Source organism: Streptomyces sp. NPDC088785, from assembly GCF_044750685.1.
Classification (GTDB): domain Bacteria; phylum Actinomycetota; class Actinomycetes; order Streptomycetales; family Streptomycetaceae; genus Streptomyces.
Genome location: NZ_JBIVKH010000003.1, coordinates 461,083 through 480,166 on the forward strand (window position 1 = coordinate 461,083; position 19,084 = coordinate 480,166).

The window sequence follows — 19,084 nt, forward strand, 5'->3', positions numbered from 1 at the left end:
CCGGGCGCTGAAGCCGCCGGGGCCCGGCTGCGTTGTGCGGCCTGGAAGTGACTGCGGGTGAAGGGAGTTGAGGCGTACGGTGGGCGGACCGCGCGAGGGTTTTTCCGGGGGGTCCCGGGGCCGGAGCGCCGCCTGGATCCGCGTCCCTTTCATCCCGTAATGTGACCCCGTCGTCGGTCAGGAAACTGGCCCAATGGCTCGTGGGGAAGGGATTCCGGGACTTTGATGGACTCGTTGGAGCGCACTGTCGTCCGTTGTGCCGAAGGGCACGTGTTCAGTACCGCTTCGTTCCCGATGCAGCAGGCCGACCGCCTCGGTCCCGGCCGGCTCATCCGGTGTCCGAAGTGTGCTCGGCTGCGGCACGCCGTTCCTGTGGGACCGCGACAGCGGTAGGCACGGCAGAGGCGGCAGCGGTAGTCGTAGGGACGGCCCGGAGCGCGCGGGTCCGCCGATTGTGGCGGGCCCGCGCGCTCTGCGTATCCTCGGTGCGTGCTTCTCTCAGACAAGGACATCCGGGCCGAGATCGACTCCGGACGGGTTCGGATCGATCCCTACGACGAATCGATGGTTCAGCCGTCGAGCATCGATGTGCGGCTCGACCGCTACTTCCGGGTGTTCGAGAACCACAAGTATCCGCACATCGACCCGAGCGTGGAGCAGGCCGACCTGACCCGGCTGGTGGAGCCGGAGGGCGACGAGCCGTTCATCCTGCACCCGGGCGAGTTCGTGCTGGCCTCCACCTACGAGGTCATCTCGCTGCCCGAGGACATCGCCTCGCGGCTGGAGGGCAAGAGCTCGCTCGGGCGGCTCGGGCTCGTCACGCACTCCACCGCCGGGTTCATCGACCCCGGGTTCAGCGGGCACGTCACGCTGGAGCTGTCGAACCTCGCCACGCTGCCCATCAAGCTGTGGCCGGGCATGAAGATCGGCCAGCTGTGCCTGTTCCGGCTCTCGTCCCCCGCCGAGTTCCCCTACGGCAGCGAGCGCTACGGTTCGCGGTACCAGGGACAGCGCGGCCCGACCGCTTCGCGTTCCTTCCTCAATTTCCATCGGACCCAGGTGTGAGCAGCAGCGACATGAGTGACGTCAGCCCCGTGCGCGAGAACCTTACGTACGAGAAGTTCGGGGTCGCGATCCGCGAGCTCGCGCAGACCATCGCCGACGACGGCTACGAGCCCGACATCATCCTGAGCATTGCGCGCGGCGGCGTCTTCGTCGCGGGCGGCCTCGGGTACGCGCTGGACGTCAAGAACCTGAACCTGGTCAACGTCGAGTTCTACACCGGCGTCGGCGAGACGCTGGAGATGCCGGTGATGCTGGCGCCGGTGCCGAACGCCATCGACTTCTCCAACAAGAAGGTCCTGATCACCGACGACGTCGCCGACACCGGCAAGACGCTGAAGCTGGTGTACGACTTCTGCCTGGACGCGGTCGCCGAGGTGCGGTCGGCCGTCGTCTATGAGAAGTCCCACTCGCTCGTGAAGTGCGAGTACGTGTGGAAGCGGACCGACGACTGGATCAACTTCCCGTGGAGCGTCGAGCCGCCCGTGGTGAAGCGCGACGGTCAGGTGCTCGACGCCTGAGGCACGGCGGGTGAGCAGCGACGAGGGGCCCGGCACCGTTCGAACGGTGCCGGGCCCCTTCGCGTGCCGGTGCGGCCGGGCGCTAGAACGTGCCCAGCTTGATGATCGACAGCAGCGCGACCAGCTGGATCGCCGAGGCGGCCAGCGCCTTCGGCCACGGCAGGTCGTGGGACCGGGAGACCATCGTGGTGAGCAGCGCGCCGGCGGCCACCCAGGTCGCCCAGCCGAGGAGCTGGACGAACATCTCGTTGCCGCCGAGGAACATGCCGACCAGCAGGCGCGGGGTGTCCGTGAGGCAGGCGATCAGCATGGACAGGCCGACCGTGGGCTGCCAGGCGCCGTCGCCGCCGAGCTGGCGGGCCAGGGTGTGGGTGACCACGCCGAGGATGAAGAACGAGATCGTGACCGCGACGCCCGTGGTCAGGACGTACGGGATCGCCGACGAGAGCGTGGCGTTGATCACGTCCTCGCGGGCGCCGTCGAAGCCGAAGATGGCGAGCAGGCCGTAGAGGAACGTGACGAGGAGCGCGGGGCCCCACATCGCGTAGTCGCGCATCCGCAGGTAGGTCGGCGCGGGGCGGAAGACGACCCCGGTGAGGAGGTCCTTCCAGTGCAGGCGGGGGCCGACGGGGCCCGCGGCGGCCGCGCCCGCCTGATAGGTGGAGCCCTGGCCGTACGGGTCCTCGTTCACGGAGAACGCCTGGGTGTGGCCCGGGTTGTTGGCCGCGTACGGGTCGTGGCCGCCGCCCTGCTGCGGGTGGGGCGCGTACCGCGGGTCGCCGAAGTACTCGGGCTCGCCGTAGCCGCCGCCGTGGTTGCCGCCGTGGTTGCCGCCGCCCTGCGGCCACTGCTGCTGACCACCGCCGCCGCCGTAGTGCTGCGGGGGGCCCTGGGGCGCTTCGCGGTTGTCCCGGCCGCGTCCGTTCCTGAATCCAGCCACGTAGTCGAACGTACCTGGTTTTGCGGGGTGCGATGCCGGGCCCGGGGGATCGGGCCCGGCATTGCGGCTGAGCTGTGACATCCCCTACGGGACGTCCCTGAGGCACTCCCGCGGGCGCCGGTGCGCCCGCGGGTGGGGTCAGTTGGCGGCGTTCGCGCCGAACTGCGGGTAGCCCGCGGTGCTCACGGCGACCGAGGAGGCCGAGAGGGAGCGGGCGCCCGTCGTGGTGATCTTCGTGCCGTTCGACGGGAGGTAGGTGAGCGCGCCGTTGTAGTCGTTCTCGCCGGGGGCGCCGACGACCAGGTCCGCCTTGCCGTCCTTGTTGGCGTCGGTGAGCTTCACCTCGCCGCCGAACAGGTCGTTCTTCTCGTCGCTGCCGGGCACACCCGCCGTGGACTGGGCGAAGAACTGCGTGCCCGACGTGGTGTTCAGGCCGTTCGCGGAGCCGTACAGGACGGTGACGGCACCGGTGTGGACGGCCGAGCCGAGCTTCTCGCCGGGGGCGCTGACGACGACGTCGGCGAAGGAGTCGCCGTTGATGTCGCCGAGGGCCAGCTCGCTGCCGAACGCGTCGCCGCGCTCCGAACTGCCGGGCACGTTGCCGCTGTTCTGCGTGATGTTGGTGACGGCGGCCGGGCCGGACGCGGAGCCGTACGTGACGTGGATCTGGCCGCCGGTGACGGACTCCGGGACGGTGTAGACGTTGCCGTCGGCGTCCTTCAGGTTCGGGTCCCAGTCCTGGCCGGTGACGATGTCGCCGAAGCCGTCGCCGTTGACGTCGCCGATACCGGTGATCACGCCGCGCTTGAGCTTCTTGGCGCCGCTCGTGGTCAGGCCGGACGCGGAGCCGGGCAGGTAGTAGTTGGTGTTCCAGCCGTCGGCGCTGGTGGTCTCGTAGCCGTTGGCGACGAGGTCGGTCCTGCGGTCGCCGTTCACATCGCCCGCGAAGAGGCTGAGCGGGCCCGCGCCGCTGCCACTGATGATGTTCGCCTTGACGGTGTAGTGGCCGCCCAGGGAGGCGGACTTGGTCGTGCTGCCCTTGTAGACGTACAGGGTGGCGGCGGACGAGCCGATGGCCAGGTCGTCCTTGCCGTCGCCGTTGAAGTCGCCCGCGGCCATGGCCTGGCCCCAGCGGTCGTGCCCGGAGACGGCCGGGTCGGGGATCGTGGTGCCGCCGCTGAGGCCGCTCGGCGAGCCCCACAGGAGGGCGACGGTGCCCCCGTCGACGTCGGTGCCGACCTTCTCGTAGGAGGCGGCGACGGCGAGGTCGTCGTAGCCGTCGTGGTTGAAGTCGCCGTAGGCGCTGCTCCACCCGAAGTGGTCGTACGCCTCGGCGGAGCCGGGCACGCCCGCCGTGTTCTGGCTGATCGTGGAGCGCTTGGCGGAGGTGATGCCGCTCGCCGACCCGTACAGGGCCACGATCTGGCCGGCTTCCTTGTACCCGGCCACGGTGGCGCTGCCCGCGGAGACCGCCAGGTCGCCGTAGCCGTCGCCGTTGAAGTCCGGCTGCTGGTGGTGGACGGAGTCGGCGGCGCCCGCCGACCCCGCGGACGCGGCGAGCAGCCCGCCCGTCAGCGTCGCCGCGACGGCCGTCGCCGTGGCGATGCGGAGGCGGGTGGGGGACGGGGCGGGGGTGCGCTTGTGCTTGGCGGTGCTCGACATCGCGAGTGCTCCTGCGGGAAGGGGATGCCTGGCCGGCATCCCGCGACAAAGGGCGTACGGAGTGCCGTTCGGCGGGTGTTTGCCAGGACTTGTCCCGTGCATGACCTGCCGGTCGGCGCAAGGAAGACTCGTTGGGGGGTGCAAGGGTTGTACGGGACGGGTGAGGATCTCGCGATGTCGCGGGCGACCGGCGGGCGGAGGTCAGCGGCCCAGGACCGCCCCGTGCCGGACCGCACCCGTCAGGCCCAGCCTCGCCGGGGTCACGGCGACCGTGTCCGGGAACGGCGGCTGCGCCGCGGGCCGGTACCAGACGCCGCCGGTGGCGCCGTTCTCGCCGGGGGTGCCGATGGCGGCGTCCGCGTGCCCGTCGCCGTCGAAGTCGGCCGCCGCGACGGCGGTGCCGAAGCGGTCGCCGGTCTCCGCGGTCCCGGCGACCCGGGCCGTGTTCTGCGTGGCCGGCGCGCCGGTCAGGAGCGGGGAGCCGGGGGCCGTGCCGAGCAGGGCGTAGGCCCCCGCCGCCCGCCGGGTGCCGACCGCCTCGTGCGGGACGCCGACGAGGAGGCTGTCGCGGCCGGTGCCGTGGACGGTGGCGAGGGCGGCGCCGAAGTCGTCCTCGGGCTCGGCGGCGCCGCCGACGCCCGGGGTGTCCTGGGTGGTGCAGTCGGCGGCGCCGCCGAGGACGGTGCCGGGGGCGCCGGTGACGACGGCGACGGCGCCGCCGGTGCGGTCCTTCGGGCAGTCCGTCCGCTCCGTCTCGGAGTTGGGCACGACCAGGCCGATGGCCAGGTCCGTGCGGCGGTCCCCGTCGAAGTCGCCGGCCGCGAGCGCGGAGCCGTGGTCGCCGGTGGACCAGGAGGTCGTCCAGGCGCCCGCCGCGAGCGACGCCACGAAGGTGCCCTGGTCCTCGGAGCCGCCGTAGGTGACGGCCAGATCGTCGCGGCCGTCGCCGTCGAAGTCGGCGGTGGTCAGCGCGGCGGGCCGGGAGAAGTGCCAGCCGCGGACGGTGGCCGGGGTGGCGGCGGCGGTCTGCGGTCCGCGGCGCAGCAGGATCCCGGAGGTCTCGTCGCCGGTGGTGTCGAGGACGAGGTCGCCGTGGCCGTCGTGGTCGTAGTCGCCGGTGTCGAGGAGCCCGCCGATGCGGGCGTCGTCGTGCGAGCCCTTCGCGGTGGTGGTGCCGGAGGTGAGGCCCCGGGCCGAGCCCCACAGGACGTAGACGGCGCCCTGGTGGCTCGCGCCGGGGGTGTCGAGGGTCTCGTCGGGGGCGGACACGGCGAGGTCGGCGTAGCCGTCGCCGTTCAGGTCGCCGGGGGCGACGGCGTGGCCGAAGTGGTCGCCGGTCTCGGCGGTGCCGGGGACGCCGGGGGAGTCCTGTCCGTAGTCGGCCGAGCCGTGCGCGCCGAGGCCGCGGGGTCCGCCCCAGACGACGCTCACCCGGCCCGCGCCGGTGCGGCCCGCGGCGCTCGCGTCGGGCATCCCGGCGGCGAGGTCGGCGTAGCCGTCGCCGTTGAAGTCGCCCCGCACGGGGGGCGCGGGCGCCGGCCGGGCGGCGGCGGCCGGGACGCCCGCGCCGCCCAGCAGGGCGCAGGTCAGGGTGGAGGTCAGGGTCAGGTGGCGCAGGCGCACAGGTCGTTCTCCCCCGGGAGTCGTGTCGCTCGGCGGCGCCGACGGCATGGTCGGTGGCGACGCCGATGTCACCCAGGTGACCCGTGAGGTGGACGAAAAGTTGTGCGGCGGTCAGCGTGCGGTGAACAGCGCGGTGGAGAAGGAGAGTCGGGGCCGCGCCGCGAGCAGCGCCGCGGACCGGGTGCCCGCGAGCACCACCACGGAGTCCTCGGCGGGGTCGGCGTCGGAGGTGCGCTGGACGGCGATGTCGTCCCGTCCGTCCCCATCGAAGTCGGCGACGGCGAGCACCCGGCCGCCGCCCGGGGAGCCCGGCACCGGCCGCGAACCGGCCGCCAGCAGGCGCAGTCCGGGGCCGCCGGACACGATCAGGTCCGTGCTGCCGTCGCCGTCGAGGTCGCCGGTGTCGAGCGCGGTGCCGGTGACGGCGACCGTGCGGCCGCCCTTGAGCAGGACGCCGTCGCCGGTCAGGACGGCCGTGCCGAACCGGCCGAACGCCACGTCGGTGCCCGTCGGGTGGCTCGCCCCTGCCGTGCGGGGGCCGGTGGGGCCGCCCAGGGCGACGGTCGAGCGGGCGGCGCCGCCGTGCGCGCGGACCAGGACGTCGTCGGTGCCGTCGCCGTTCACGTCGGCGGCGGGGCCGGTGGGGACGTCGCCGGAGGAGGGCACGAGCCGGGCCGTGCCGCGGGGGGCGCCGGACCGGGTGAACGGGCCCGGCAGGAACGACAGCGAGCCGTTGCTGGCGTGCACCACGAGGTCGGCGCGGCCGTCGCCGTCGAAGTCGCCGCACACCGGCTGGTCGGGCCAGTCGTTGCCGAGCCGGGCCGCGGCGGGGATCGCGACCTTCACGCCCTTGCCGGCGATGCCGCGGGGCGAGCCGAAGAGGATCTGGAGGGGGACGGGCGGGCGGCCCCGGCCGTCGTAGGGCGGGTCGGTGGAGACGACGAGATCGGTGAAGCCGTCGGCGTCCAGGTCGCAGCCCGCCTCGGAGGCGAACGCCGCCGGTGTCCGGCCCTTCGTCGGTGCCGCGTACCGCGCCGGGGTCAGCAACTGCCGTACGGACGGGGTCAGGCCGTGCCCCTTCCTGCCGTAGACGATGCCGATGCCGGCGTCGTCGCCGAGCCCGTCGTGCGCCAGGTCGTCCAGTACGAGGTCGGGGGCGCCGTCCCCGTTGAAGTCGGAGGCGGTCCGCGATCCGGTGCCGCGCGGCACCGGCCGGACGGCGGTCCGGGCGTCCTTGCCGGTCAGCGCGGTGGGGTGGCCGCTCGCCGGGGCAGTGGCCGGGCCGCCGCCGCAGCCGGCCAGCGCGGCGAGGAGGAGGGCGGCGCCGGTGGCCGAGGCCGCCACGGCGGTGCGCCGGGGGCGGGGCCGGGGCCCGGGGTGTCCCGGGCCGCTGGTGCCGTCGCTCCTGCTGCCTGTCATCGCAACGACCCCGCTCGCCTCATGAGTGCACAACCCGCACATCATCGCGCCCGCCGGGTGCGCCGTTAAGGGGTGCGGGGTGCCGCGTTCGTCACGTCCGGGCCGGTGCGGGGCTGCGCGGGTCGGTGCGGGGCGGGCGAGCGGCTGGCGGGGCCGTGCGAACGGCGGGAGGGCACCCCGCTCGTGCGGGGTGCCCTCCTGGTGGCGCGGGGTGGGGCTACTTCACGGGTTCCGGCTCCGGCGCGTCCTCGGTCTCCGGCTCGCCCGCCGGGTCGGCGGGGGTCCTGACGGAGTCGAGCAGGAGCTGGGCGACGTCCACGACCTGGACGGACTCCTTGGCCTTGCCGTCGTTCTTCTTGCCGTTGACCGAGTCGGTCAGCATGACGAGGCAGAACGGGCAGGCGGTGGAGACGATGTCGGGATCGAGGGAGAGGGCTTCGTCGACGCGCTCGTTGTTGATGCGCTTGCCGATCCGCTCCTCCATCCACATCCGCGCGCCGCCGGCGCCGCAGCAGAAGCCGCGCTCCTTGTGGCGGTGCATCTCCTCGTTGCGCAGGCCCGGGACCTTGCCGATGATCTCGCGCGGCGGCGTGTAGATCTTGTTGTGGCGGCCCAGGTAGCACGGGTCGTGGTACGTGATGATGCCCTCGACCGGGGTGACCGGCACCAGCTTGCCCTCGTCGACGAGGTGCTGGAGCAGCTGCGTGTGGTGGACGACCTCGTAGTCGCCGCCGATCTGCGGGTATTCGTTGCCGATCGTGTTGAGGCAGTGCGGGCAGGTCGCGACGATCTTCTTGGCCGTGCGCGGCTTCCTGGAGTCCTCGGTGACCTTGCCGTCGTCGTCGTACTCCTCGCCGAACGCCATGTTCAGCGCCATGACGTTCTCCTGGCCCAGCTGCTGGAACAGCGGCTCGTTGCCGAGGCGGCGGGCGGAGTCGCCGGTGCACTTCTCGTCGCCGCCCATGATCGCGAACTTGACGCCCGCGATGTGCAGGAGTTCGGCGAAGGCCTTGGTGGTCTTCTTCGCGCGGTCCTCCAGGGCGCCGGCGCAGCCGACCCAGTACAGGTACTCGACCTCGGTGAGGTCCTCGATGTCCTGGCCGACGACCGGGACCTCGAAGTCCAGCTCCTTGAGCCACTCCAGGCGCTGCTTCTTCGCCAGGCCCCAGGGGTTGCCCTTCTTCTCCAGGTTCTTGAGCATCGTGCCCGCCTCGGACGGGAACGCGGACTCGATCATCACCTGGTAGCGGCGCATGTCGACGATGTGGTCGATGTGCTCGATGTCGACCGGGCACTGTTCGACGCAGGCGCCGCAGGTGGTGCAGGACCACAGGACGTCCGGGTCGATGACGCCGTTCTCCTCGGCGGTGCCGATCAGCGGGCGCTCGGCCTCGGCCAGCGCCTCGGCGGGCACGTCCTTGAGCTGCTCCTCGGTGGCCTGCTCCTCGCCCTCCATGGACCTGCCGCCGCCGGCGAGCAGGTAGGGGGCCTTGGCGTGCGCGTGGTCGCGCAGCGACATGATCAGCAGCTTCGGGGAGAGCGGCTTGCCGGTGTTCCAGGCGGGGCACTGCGACTGGCAGCGGCCGCACTCGGTGCAGGTGGAGAAGTCGAGCAGGCCCTTCCAGGAGAAGTGCTCGATCTGCGAGACGCCGTAGACGTCGTCCTCGCCCGGGTCCTCGAAGTCGATCGGCTCGCCCTTGGAGGTCATCGGCAGCAGCCCGCCGAGCGAGGTCCCGCCGTCGGCCCTGCGCTTGAACCAGATGTTGGGGAAGGCGAGGAAGCGGTGCCAGGCGACGCCCATGTCGGTCTTCAGGGCGACCGTGATCATCCAGATGAAGGAGGTCGCGATCTTCAGGCCGGCGAAGAAGTACGTGAGGGTCTGGAGGGTGGAGACGTCCAGGCCCGCGAGCGCGTGCACGACGGGGTACGAGATGAAGAACGACGCCTCGTAGCTGTCGACGTGGTGCTGGGCGCCTTCGAGGGCGTGCAGCATGAAGATGCAGACGCCGACGATGAGGATGACGCCCTCGACGAAGTACGCCTGGCCGAAGTTCGAGCCGGCGAAGCGGGACTTGCGGCCCGGCCTGTCCGGCCGGCTCAGCTGGCGGATCACGATGAGGACGACGATGCCGAGCACGGTCATGGTGCCGATGAACTCGACGAACACGTTGTACGGCGCCCACTCGCCGATGATCGGCAGCAGCCAGTCGGCCTGGAAGAGCTGGCCGATGGCGTTGACGATCGTCAGCAGCAGCGAGAAGAAGCCCACCGCCACGAACCAGTGCGCGACACCGATGATGCCCCAGCGGTTCATCCGGGTGTGGCCGAGGAACTCCTTGGCCACGGTCACGGTGCGCTGGACGGGTTCGTCGGTGCGGGTGCCTGCGGGGACGTTCTGGCCGAGCCGCATGAAGCGGTAGATCTGGGCGATGGCCCGGACGAACAGGGCCGTGCCGACCACGATCAGGGCCAGCGACACGATGATCGCGGCGAGTTGCATTTTGGGGGCTCCTCGGGCCTGCGAGGGGAGTCTTCTCGGGACACGTACTCGGAACGAAGCTGATTACTAAGCGGTAACTTATGCAGTCTGTCCGAGGGTACCCACTTACGCCCTCGCAATGTAGTCGGCCCGGTGGTGATCTGCGTCGCTGAGGGTCCCCTCACGCGCCGCCCGCGTCCGGACCAAAGCTGATCGTGTTATTCGCCCCATATTTGGACATAACGGAATAACTTATGTAGGGCTCCGGGTGGGCGCGACCCACCGTTGTCACCCCGACACCGCACCCGCAACCCACCGAGGGGCCCATGACGACCGCACCTCTGACACATCTGGTCACCGGCGGCGCGGGCTTCATCGGCTCGCACCTGACGGACGCGATGCTCGCCCAGGGCCACACGGTCGTCGTCCTGGACGACCTGTCCACCGGGGACCGCGCCAACCTCGCCGTCGCCTGGCCGAACCCGCGGCTGCGCTTCGTGCGCGGCTCCGTCCTCGACGCCCGCCTGGTCGACGAACTCACCGCCCGCTGCGACCGGGTGACCCACCTGGCCGCGGCGGGCGGGGTCCGGCGCGCGGCCGAACAGCCGCTGCGCTCCTTCACGGCGACCGTGCGCGGCACCGAGCACGTCGTCACCGCCGCCCACCGCCACCACCGCCCGCTGCTGCTCGCCTCCACCGGCGAGGTCTACGGCAAGAACGGCGCGGACCCGGTCGCCGAGACCGCCAACCGGGTGCTCGGCCCGACCACCGTCGCCCGCTGGGCGTACCCCACGGCGAAGGCCGTCGACGAGCTGTACGCGCTCGGCCACCACCGCGAGTACGGCCTGCCGGTGACGGTGGCCCGGCTGTTCACCACGGCCGGCCCGCGCCAGTCGCCCGCCGGGGGCGCCGTCGTCCCCCGGCTCGCCGCGCAGGCCGTCGCCGGGCAGCCGCTCACCGTGCACGGCGACGGCACCCAGCGCCGCTGCTTCGCGCACGTCGCGGACGTCGTCGACGCACTGCTCGCCCTGCTCGTCCACCCCGGCGCGAACGGCGAGGTCCTCAACGTCGGCAGCACCGAGGAGACCACCATCGGCGACCTCGCGGGCATCGTCGTCGAGCGCGCGGGCTCCCCGTCGCCGCTGCGGTTTCTCCCGTACGAGGAGGTGTACGGCGGCGCGGCGAGCGGCTTCGACGAACCGGCCCGGCGCGTCCCCGACACCCGCAGACTGCGCGGGCTGACCGGCTGGGAGCCGCGCCGCGGCCTCGTCGACATCGTGGACGCCGCGCTGCTCGACGCGGGCGGCGCCCTCCCCGGCCCCGCCGCCCCCGCGCACGTCCCGCCCGCCGCACCGGCCCGGGCCTGACGTGCTGTACGGAGCGGCCGCCGCCGCGACCGCGCTGCTGCTCACCGCCGCCCTCGCCGCGGCGCTGCGCACCCTCGCCCTGCGCACGGCCCGGCCCGCCAGAGCCGCCCGCGCGGGCCGGGCCCGGCCCGCGCCGCGCGTCGGCGGGGCCGCCGTCGCCCTCGCCACCGGCGCCGTCGCGGCCGTCGGCGCCGCCACCGGGCTCGCCCCGCTCGGCCCCGGCACCGGGACGCTGCTGCTCGCCGCGGGCGCCGTCGCCCTCCTCGGCCTGCTGCACGACCTGCGGCCGATGGGCGCGCGGGCCCGGGTGATCGTGCAGGCCGGCGCGGCCACCCTCGTCGTGCACGGCACCCCGCTCGGCCTGGTCACCGGCGCGCTGGCCGTGCTGTGGATCGTCTTCGTGACCAACGCCTTCCAGCTGCTGGACAACTCCGACGGGGCGGCCGGCACGGTCGGCGTGGTCACCGCGCTCGGGCTGTGCGGGGCCGCGGGCGCCGCCGGGGACGCCTCGACGGCCGTCGTCCTCGCGGTGGTCGCCGCCTCGCTCACCGGGTTCCTGATGCACAACTGGCACCCCGCGCGCGTGGTCCTCGGCGACGGCGGCGCCCTGGCCACCGGGTTCCTCGTGGCGGGCGCCGCGCTGGTGGTGCCCGCCGGGCCCGGGGCGTCCGCCGCGCCCGCCGCCCTGTTCGCGCTCACCGCGGTGGCCACCACCGACACCGTGCTCGTCGTGGTCTCCCGCCGCCGCGCGGGCCGCGCTCTGCTGCGCGGCGGGAGCGACCACATCGCCCACCGGCTGCGCCGCCTGGGCCTGACCGCGCGCGGCGTCGCCGTCGTGCTCGGCGCGGCCACGGCGCTCGCCACGGCGACCGGGGTGCTGCTGCACCGCGGCGTCCTCGGCGCGGCCGTGGCGTGGTGGCCGGTCGCGGCGGCGGCCGTCGCGGTGGTGCTGCTGCTGCGGGTGCCGGTCTACGCGCGGGCACGGCGGCCGGGGCCCGGGGTGGCCTGGGACCTGGGGGGAAGCGGGGGAGCCATGGGACGCAAGGGAGCAGAGAGATGCTGAGCTTCGGCCGGGCGCGCCGTCTGGTGCGCCAACTCGCCAGCCACGAGATCGACCTGGTGCTGGAGTCGGGCGCGCCCGACGGGGCCTTCGGGCGCGCGCTGCGCCGGGCGGGCTACCGGGGCCGGATCGTGTCCTTCGAACCGTTCGCCGGGGACCGCGCCGGAGTGCGCAGGGCCGCCGCCCGCGACACCGCCTGGCAGGTGCTGCCGTACGCGCTCGGCGACCGGGACAGCGCCTGGATCCGGCGGCTCGACGGCATGTGGGACGAGGTCGTCGCGCCCGGCGAGCGGGTCCTGCTGCACGTCGGGCACCGGCCCGAGCTGCCCGAGGCCGTCGCGGGCGCCGGCGCGTTCGGCGACGACCTGACGCTCGTACGGTCCGGGACGGCCGGCGCGTGAGGATCGCGCTCGTCCACGACTTCTCCGGCGCGTCCGTGCCCGGCGGCGAGAACGACGCCGTCCGCGACCAGGCCGCCGCCCTGACCCGCGCCGGGCACGCGGTGCGCCTGGTCACCGGCGGGGCCGGGGCGCCGCGGGAGCTGCGGGCGTTCGCGCCGGACGTCGTGCACGTCCACCAGCTGTCCCCGGCCGCCGACCGGGCCCGCGCCGCCGCCTGGCCCGGACCGCTGGTGGTGACCCTGCACCGGCACCGGCCGCCGCGCCGGGACCCGCTGCTGCGCCGCGCCGACCGGGCCGTGGTGCTGTCCGAGCCGAGCCGGGACGGCTGGCTCGCCGCCGGGATGCCGCCGGAGCGGCTGGCGCTGATCCCCGACCACGTCCCCCCGGTGCCCGACCCCGGCCCCGCGCAGCGCACGGCGTGGGTGTGCGTGGGGCGGCTCGCCGTGGAGCGGGGCGTCCTGGACCTGCTGCGCCGCTGGCCCGCCCGCCGCCGCCTCGACGTGGTGGGCACGGGCCCGCTGGAGCGCGAGTGCCGGGCCGCCGCGCCCCCCTCCGTCCGGTTCCTCGGCGTGGGCGGGCGGGACGCGCTGCGCCGCTCGCTGACCGGGTACCTGGGCCTGGTCTTCCCCAGCCGCTGGCACGAGGGCGCCGTCCCGCTGGTCTACCTGGAGGCGCTGGCGGCGGGGCTGCCCGTGCTCGCCTTCGAGGGCTCGGCCCTGCCGCGCGCGGTCCGCGCCGAGGGCACCGGCACCGTCACCGCGCCGGACGCCCCGCTGCCCGCCGCCCTCGCCGCCGCCGACCGCGTCTTCCCGACCCTGCGCGAGCACTGCCGCGCCGTCCACGCCAAGCGGTACGGGGAGGCGGCCTGGGTCGAGCGCGCCGAGCGCCTGTACGCGGCCGTGCGCGCGGAACACCGCTCGGCGGAGCACCGATCGGGGGAGCGCCGATGACGCCGCCGGACCGCACCCGCGCCCTCGCGGCCGCCCGGGACCGGGTCACCGAGCCGGAGGTGCGCCGGGCCCGGACCCGGTACGGGCTGCGCGCCGGGCTCACCGCGCTGTACCCGGGCGGGCCCGACGCCGCCGCCCGGCTGCCGTTCCTGCTGGCCGCCGCCGACCGCACCGCCGCCCTGCTGCCCGGATTCCGGCTGCTGGTCACCGGGGACGGTCCGCTGCGGGCGGCGGTCGGCGGGCACGGGCCGCACGTGGTGTGCGCGGGGGGCGTGGGGGAGGCGGGGGACGGTCTCGCGGGGCCCGTACGGGAGGACCGGGCGCTGCTCGGGGCCGTGGCCGAGGTGCTGCTCGCGCCCGGCGCGGTGGGCGGGCTCGCGGCCGAGTCGTTCGCGCTGCGCACCCCGCTGGTGGTCACGGACCGGACGGGCCACGGCCCGGGGTTCGGCTGTCTGGAGGACGGCCGCAATGTCGTCGTCGCGCCCGACGACCCCGCCGCCTACGGCTCGGCCGTCGCCGAACTCCTCACCCGGCCCCGGAAGTTGGCGTGCCTGCGGCGGGCCTGCCGGGCCGCCGCGCAGCGGTACACGGTCGAGGGGAGGACGGCTCGCACGGCGCACGGCGTGGAAGACCTGGTGCATGGCATTCCGTGATCTCCTCCCGGCCCGGCGCTGGGTGCGCCGCACGCTGCTCGGCGTCGTCCTGCTGCTGACGACGGCGGCGGGCGCGGGCGCCTGGGCGTACGCCCGGCTCGACGGCAACATCCGCACCGACGAGGCCACCGACCAGGCCCTGCACGCCGACCACCACCGGCGCCCCGCCGCCCTGCGCGCGGGCGCCCAGAACATCCTGATCATGGGCTCGGACATCGAGGCCACGAAGGACAGCCAGCGCTCGGACACCACGATCCTGCTGCACGTGTCGGCCGACCGGAAGCGGGCCGCGATGGTGAGCGTGCCGCGCGACCTGATGGTCGACATCCCGGACTGCCGGCTGCCCGACGGGGAGCGCAGCGAGCCCGAGTACGCGCAGTTCAACTGGGCCTTCGAGCGGGGCGGCGCGGCCTGCGCGATCCGCACCTTCGAGGACCTGACGGGCGTGCGCGTCGACCACCACCTGGTCCTGGACTTCACCGGGTTCCGGAAGGTGGTGGACGCGCTGGGCGGCGTCGACGTGCGGGTGCCGCAGCGGATGCGGGTGCCCGGCGGCCGGGTCGTCCTGGACGCGGGCAGGCACCACCTGAGCGGCGAGCAGGCGCTGGTCTTCGTCCGGGGCAGGACCGGCGTCGGCGACGGCAGCGACCTCCAGCGCATCGAGCGGCAGAAGGAGTTCGTGCGGGTGCTGCTCGGGCAGGTGCGCCGGGCGGGGCTGCTCGACCACACCTCGCGGCTGTACCCGGTGCTCGACGCGGCGACCGCGTCGCTGACCGCGGACCGGGGCCTCGACTCGCTGGGCGAGCTGTACGGGCTGGCGGAGGCGGCCGGCCAGGTGCCCGCGTCGCGGACCGCGATCGTCACCGTGCCGAGCGTGGAGCACCCGGACTACTGGGGCCGCTACATGCCGGTCGAGGACCAGTCGGAGGCGCTCTTCGCGGCGCTGCGGGAGGACAGGGAGCTGCCCGCCCACCTCTACAACGCCTATGACCCGGAGAATGACGAACTCTGACCGGGGTACTGAACCCGCAGCTCAGAGGGGTTTTCTACGCCTCTTGCAGATAAGCGCAGGATAAAACTTGAGTGGGGTCGACTCAGGTCTGTTGACTCTGGGGCGGGTGTCGTGCACCCTTGAGTCAGATCCACTCAAGTAAGCACTCTGGAGGAATCGAAATGGCACGTGCGGTCGGCATCGACCTGGGCACGACTAACTCCGTCGTCAGCGTTCTCGAAGGCGGCGAGCCCACCGTCATCACGAACGCGGAGGGCGCCAGGACCACGCCGTCCGTCGTCGCCTTCGCGAAGAACGGCGAGGTGCTGGTCGGCGAGGTCGCCAAGCGCCAGGCGGTCACGAACGTGGACCGGACCATCCGCTCCGTCAAGCGCCACATGGGCACTGACTGGAAGATCAACCTGGATGGCAAGGACTTCAACCCCCAGCAGATCAGCGCGTTCGTGCTGCAGAAGCTGAAGCGGGACGCCGAGGCGTACCTGGGCGAGAAGGTCACGGACGCGGTCATCACCGTTCCCGCGTACTTCAACGACTCCGAGCGTCAGGCGACGAAGGAGGCCGGCGAGATCGCGGGCCTGAACGTCCTGCGTATTGTCAATGAGCCGACGGCCGCCGCCCTGGCCTACGGCCTCGACAAGGACGACCAGACCATTCTCGTCTTCGACCTCGGTGGCGGCACCTTCGACGTCTCGCTCCTCGAGATCGGCGACGGCGTCGTCGAGGTGAAGGCCACGAACGGCGACAACCACCTCGGTGGTGACGACTGGGACCAGCGCGTCGTCGACTACCTGGTCAAGCAGTTCAACAACGGCCACGGCGTGGACCTGTCCAAGGACAAGATGGCGCTCCAGCGCCTGCGCGAGGCCGCCGAGAAGGCGAAGATCGAGCTCTCGTCCTCGACGGAGACCACGATCAACCTGCCCTACATCACGGCGTCCGCCGAGGGCCCGCTGCACCTGGACGAGAAGCTCACGCGCGCCCAGTTCCAGCAGCTCACGTCCGACCTGCTGGAGCGCTGCAAGACGCCGTTCCACAACGTCATCAAGGACGCGGGCATCCAGCTCTCCGAGATCGACCACGTCGTTCTCGTCGGTGGCTCGACCCGTATGCCGGCCGTCGCCGAGCTGGTCAAGGAACTGACCGCGGGCAACGAGGCCAACAAGGGCGTCAACCCGGACGAGGTCGTCGCCATCGGCGCCGCTCTCCAGGCCGGTGTCCTCAAGGGCGAGGTCAAGGACGTCCTGCTCCTCGACGTCACCCCGCTGTCGCTTGGTATCGAGACCAAGGGCGGCATCATGACGAAGCTCATCGAGCGCAACACCACGATCCCGACGAAGCGCTCCGAGATCTTCACGACGGCCGAGGACAACCAGCCGTCGGTGCAGATCCAGGTCTACCAGGGCGAGCGCGAGATCGCGGCCTACAACAAGAAGCTCGGGATGTTCGAGCTGACCGGTCTGCCGCCGGCGCCGCGCGGTGTCCCGCAGATCGAGGTCTCCTTCGACATCGACGCCAACGGCATCATGCACGTGACCGCGAAGGACCTCGGCACGGGCAAGGAGCAGAAGATGACCGTCACCGGTGGCTCCTCGCTGCCGAAGGACGAGGTCAACCGGATGCGCGAAGAGGCCGAGAAGTACGCGGAGGAGGACCACGCCCGCCGCGAGGCCGCCGAGTCGCGCAACCAGGGCGAGCAGCTCGTCTACCAGACGGAGAAGTTCCTCGCCGACAACGCCGACAAGGTGCCCGGCGACGTGAAGACCGAGGTCGAGGAAGCCGTCACCGAGCTGAAGGAGAAGCTCAAGGGCGAGGACCCGGCCGAGATCCGCACCGCCACCGAGAAGGTCGCCGCCGTCTCGCAGAAGCTGGGCCAGGCCATGTACGCCGACGCCCAGGGCACGCAGGCCGCCGGTGGCGCCGAGGCCCCGCAGGGTGACGCCAAGGCCGACGACGACGTCGTGGACGCCGAGATCGTCGACGAGGACCGCAAGGACGGTGCCGCGTGACGGAGGAGACCCCGGGCTTCGAGGAGAACGAGAAGCCTGACGTCCCCTCCGGCGCGACCTCCGACGACGCCGAGCCGAAGACCGCCGCCTCGCCCGACAAGGGCGAGGGGGCGGCCCCGGCCGGGGACTCAGCTTCCAGCAACCAAGACGCCCAAGACGTCGCCCTGACGGCGCAGCTGGACCAGGTGCGGACCGCTCTGAGCGAGCGCACCACGGACCTCCAGCGCCTCCAGGCCGAATACCAGAACTACCGTCGCCGGGTGGAGCGGGACCGCGTCACGGTCAAGGAGGTCGCCGTCGCGAACCTCCTGTCCGAGCTGCTTCCCGTCCTCGACGACATCGGCCGCGCCCGTGAGCACGGCGAACTCGTCGGCGGCTTCAAGTCCGTCGCCGAGTCGCTGGAGACGGTCGCCGCCAAGATGGGTCTCCAGCAGTTCGGCAAGGAGGGCGAGCCCTTCGACCCGACCGTGCACGAGGCCCTGATGCACAGCTACGCGCCGGACGTCACCGAGACGACCTGTGTGGCGATCCTGCAACCGGGCTACCGGATCGGCGAGCGCACCATCCGCCCCGCGCGGGTGGCGGTCGCGGAGCCGCAGCCCGGCGCGCAGACGGTCACGTCCGACGACGCGTCCGAGTCCACGGACGCCGAGAAGGAGACCGGTGGCCCGGACGAGGGCTGACCGTGACCAGGTGCCGACCGATGTGAGTGAGCCCGGTAAGGAGGGACGTCGAGGCCGATGAGCACCAAGGACTTCATCGAGAAGGACTACTACAAGGTCCTCGGCGTCCCCAAGGACGCCACGGACGCCGAGATCAAGAAGGCGTACCGCAAGCTCGCGCGGGAGAACCACCCCGACGCCAACAAGGGCAACCCGAAGGCGGAGGACCGCTTCAAGGAGATCTCCGAGGCGAACGACATCCTCGGCGACCCCAAGAAGCGCAAGGAGTACGACGAGGCGCGTGCCCTGTTCGCGGGCGGCGGGTTCCGGCCCGGCGGCGCGGGCGGGGGCGGCACGTTCAACTTCGACCTGGGCGACCTCTTCGGCGGCGGCCCCCAGGGCGGCGCCGGCGGGGCCCAGGGCGGGTTCGGCGGAGGCATCGGCGATGTCTTCGGCGGCCTGTTCAACCGGGGCGGCGCGGGTCCGGGCACCCGGACCCAGCCGCGCCGCGGCCAGGACATCGAGTCCGAGGTGACGCTCAGCTTCACCGAGGCGGTGGACGGGGCCACGGTCCCGCTGCGGATGTCCTCCCAGGCGCCCTGCAAGGCGTGCTCGGGCACCGGCGACAAGAACGGCACGCCGCGCGTGTGCCCGACCTGCGTCGGCACCGGGCAGGTCTCGCGGGGCGGCGGCGGCGGCTTCTCCCTCACCGATCCGTGCGTCGACTGCAAGGGCCGCGGCCTGATCGCCGAGACCCCCTGCGAGGTCTGCAAGGGGTCGGGCCGCGCCAAGTCCTCGCGCACCATGCAGGTCCGCATCCCCGCGGGGGTGTCGGACGGGCAGCGCATCAGGCTCCGCGGCAAGGGCGCGCCCGGCGAGCGGGGCGGCCCGGCGGGCGACCTGTACGTGGTCGTGCACGTCGACAAGCACCCGGTCTTCGACCGCAAGGGCGACAACCTCACGGTGACCGTGCCCGTCACGTACACCGAGGCGGCGCTCGGCGGCGAGGTGAAGGTGCCCACGCTCGGCGGCCCCGCCGTCACCCTGAAGCTGCCCGCGGGCACGCCGAACGGGCGGACGATGCGGGCCCGCGGCAAGGGGGCCGTGCGCAAGGACGGCACCCGCGGGGACCTGCTGGTCACCGTCGAGGTCGCGGTCCCCAAGGACCTGTCCGAAGAGGCCCGTTCGGCCCTGGAGTCGTACCGCGAGGCGACTGAGGGCACCGATGTGCGGGCAGAACTGTTCCAGGCCGCGAAGGGAGCTTGAG

Annotated in this window: 16 protein-coding genes; 11 read left to right on the top strand and 5 right to left on the bottom strand. The window is 73.1% G+C overall.

Annotated elements, in window-relative coordinates:
* Positions 1-489: 489 nt before the first annotated feature.
* Positions 490-1,065, top strand: coding sequence for a dCTP deaminase (gene dcd / locus ACIP5K_RS12715; protein ID WP_111662908.1), 576 nt, complete (start codon positions 490-492; stop codon positions 1,063-1,065).
* An 11-nt stretch (positions 1,066-1,076) separates the two neighbouring features.
* Positions 1,077-1,583, top strand: coding sequence for a phosphoribosyltransferase (locus ACIP5K_RS12720; protein WP_401408393.1), 507 nt, complete (start codon positions 1,077-1,079; stop codon positions 1,581-1,583).
* Between the two features lie 82 nt (positions 1,584-1,665).
* On the opposite strand, the gene ACIP5K_RS12725 is transcribed toward ACIP5K_RS12720, so the two are convergent.
* The 5 genes from ACIP5K_RS12725 to ACIP5K_RS12745 form a co-directional block, all read right to left on the bottom strand.
* A complete protein-coding gene (locus tag ACIP5K_RS12725) occupies positions 1,666-2,604 on the bottom strand; it encodes a Yip1 family protein (protein ID WP_401408395.1) in 939 nt (312 codons plus the stop codon).
* A 57-nt stretch (positions 2,605-2,661) separates the two neighbouring features.
* Positions 2,662-4,185, bottom strand: coding sequence for a VCBS repeat-containing protein (locus tag ACIP5K_RS12730; protein ID WP_401408397.1), 1,524 nt, complete (start codon positions 4,183-4,185; stop codon positions 2,662-2,664).
* Positions 4,186-4,386: 201 nt separating this feature from the next.
* Positions 4,387-5,808, bottom strand: coding sequence for an FG-GAP-like repeat-containing protein (locus ACIP5K_RS12735; RefSeq protein ID WP_401408399.1), 1,422 nt, complete (start codon positions 5,806-5,808; stop codon positions 4,387-4,389).
* A gap of 111 nt (positions 5,809-5,919) precedes the next feature.
* Positions 5,920-7,227, bottom strand: coding sequence for an FG-GAP repeat domain-containing protein (locus ACIP5K_RS12740; protein ID WP_401408401.1), 1,308 nt, complete (start codon positions 7,225-7,227; stop codon positions 5,920-5,922).
* A gap of 217 nt (positions 7,228-7,444) precedes the next feature.
* Complete coding sequence (locus ACIP5K_RS12745) at positions 7,445-9,727, bottom strand: heterodisulfide reductase-related iron-sulfur binding cluster (RefSeq protein ID WP_401408403.1); 2,283 nt, start codon at positions 9,725-9,727, stop codon at positions 7,445-7,447.
* A 305-nt stretch (positions 9,728-10,032) separates the two neighbouring features.
* Here ACIP5K_RS12745 and ACIP5K_RS12750 point away from each other — a divergent pair, with 305 nt between their 5' ends.
* The 9 genes from ACIP5K_RS12750 to dnaJ all read left to right on the top strand — a co-directional run bounded on the left by ACIP5K_RS12750 (position 10,033) and on the right by dnaJ (position 19,083).
* Positions 10,033-11,073, top strand: a complete 1,041-nt coding sequence (locus ACIP5K_RS12750; protein WP_401408405.1) for an NAD-dependent epimerase/dehydratase family protein — start codon at positions 10,033-10,035, stop codon at positions 11,071-11,073.
* A gap of 1 nt (position 11,074) precedes the next feature.
* Positions 11,075-12,136, top strand: coding sequence for an undecaprenyl/decaprenyl-phosphate alpha-N-acetylglucosaminyl 1-phosphate transferase (locus tag ACIP5K_RS12755; protein ID WP_401408407.1), 1,062 nt, complete (start codon positions 11,075-11,077; stop codon positions 12,134-12,136).
* Positions 12,130-12,534: a hypothetical protein gene (locus tag ACIP5K_RS12760; protein WP_401408409.1), complete on the top strand. Its 405-nt coding sequence runs from the start codon at positions 12,130-12,132 to the stop codon at positions 12,532-12,534. Before ACIP5K_RS12755 ends, ACIP5K_RS12760 begins: the two co-directional genes overlap by 7 nt.
* A complete protein-coding gene (locus tag ACIP5K_RS12765; RefSeq protein WP_401408411.1) occupies positions 12,531-13,484 on the top strand; it encodes a glycosyltransferase in 954 nt (317 codons plus the stop codon). The genes ACIP5K_RS12760 and ACIP5K_RS12765 overlap by 4 nt, the downstream gene beginning before the upstream one ends.
* On the top strand, positions 13,481-14,137 hold the full coding sequence (locus ACIP5K_RS12770) for a glycosyltransferase family 4 protein (protein ID WP_401408413.1): 657 nt from the start codon (positions 13,481-13,483) through the stop codon (positions 14,135-14,137). The genes ACIP5K_RS12765 and ACIP5K_RS12770 overlap by 4 nt, the downstream gene beginning before the upstream one ends.
* Positions 14,124-15,149 (top strand): LCP family protein, encoded by a 1,026-nt coding sequence (locus ACIP5K_RS12775; protein WP_401408415.1) that lies wholly within the window; start codon positions 14,124-14,126, stop codon positions 15,147-15,149. The genes ACIP5K_RS12770 and ACIP5K_RS12775 overlap by 14 nt, the downstream gene beginning before the upstream one ends.
* Before the next feature lie 161 nt (positions 15,150-15,310).
* Positions 15,311-17,155, top strand: a complete 1,845-nt coding sequence (gene dnaK, locus ACIP5K_RS12780; protein ID WP_401408417.1) for a molecular chaperone DnaK — start codon at positions 15,311-15,313, stop codon at positions 17,153-17,155.
* The gene (grpE, locus tag ACIP5K_RS12785) at positions 17,152-17,838 is read left to right on the top strand and encodes a nucleotide exchange factor GrpE (RefSeq protein ID WP_401408419.1); all 687 of its coding nucleotides are present in this window, start codon (positions 17,152-17,154) and stop codon (positions 17,836-17,838) included. Before dnaK ends, grpE begins: the two co-directional genes overlap by 4 nt.
* A gap of 57 nt (positions 17,839-17,895) precedes the next feature.
* Positions 17,896-19,083 carry a molecular chaperone DnaJ gene (dnaJ, locus tag ACIP5K_RS12790; RefSeq protein ID WP_401408421.1) on the top strand — a complete coding sequence of 396 codons (1,188 nt, stop codon included), beginning with the start codon at positions 17,896-17,898 and terminating at the stop codon, positions 19,081-19,083.
* Position 19,084 lies beyond the last annotated feature (1 nt).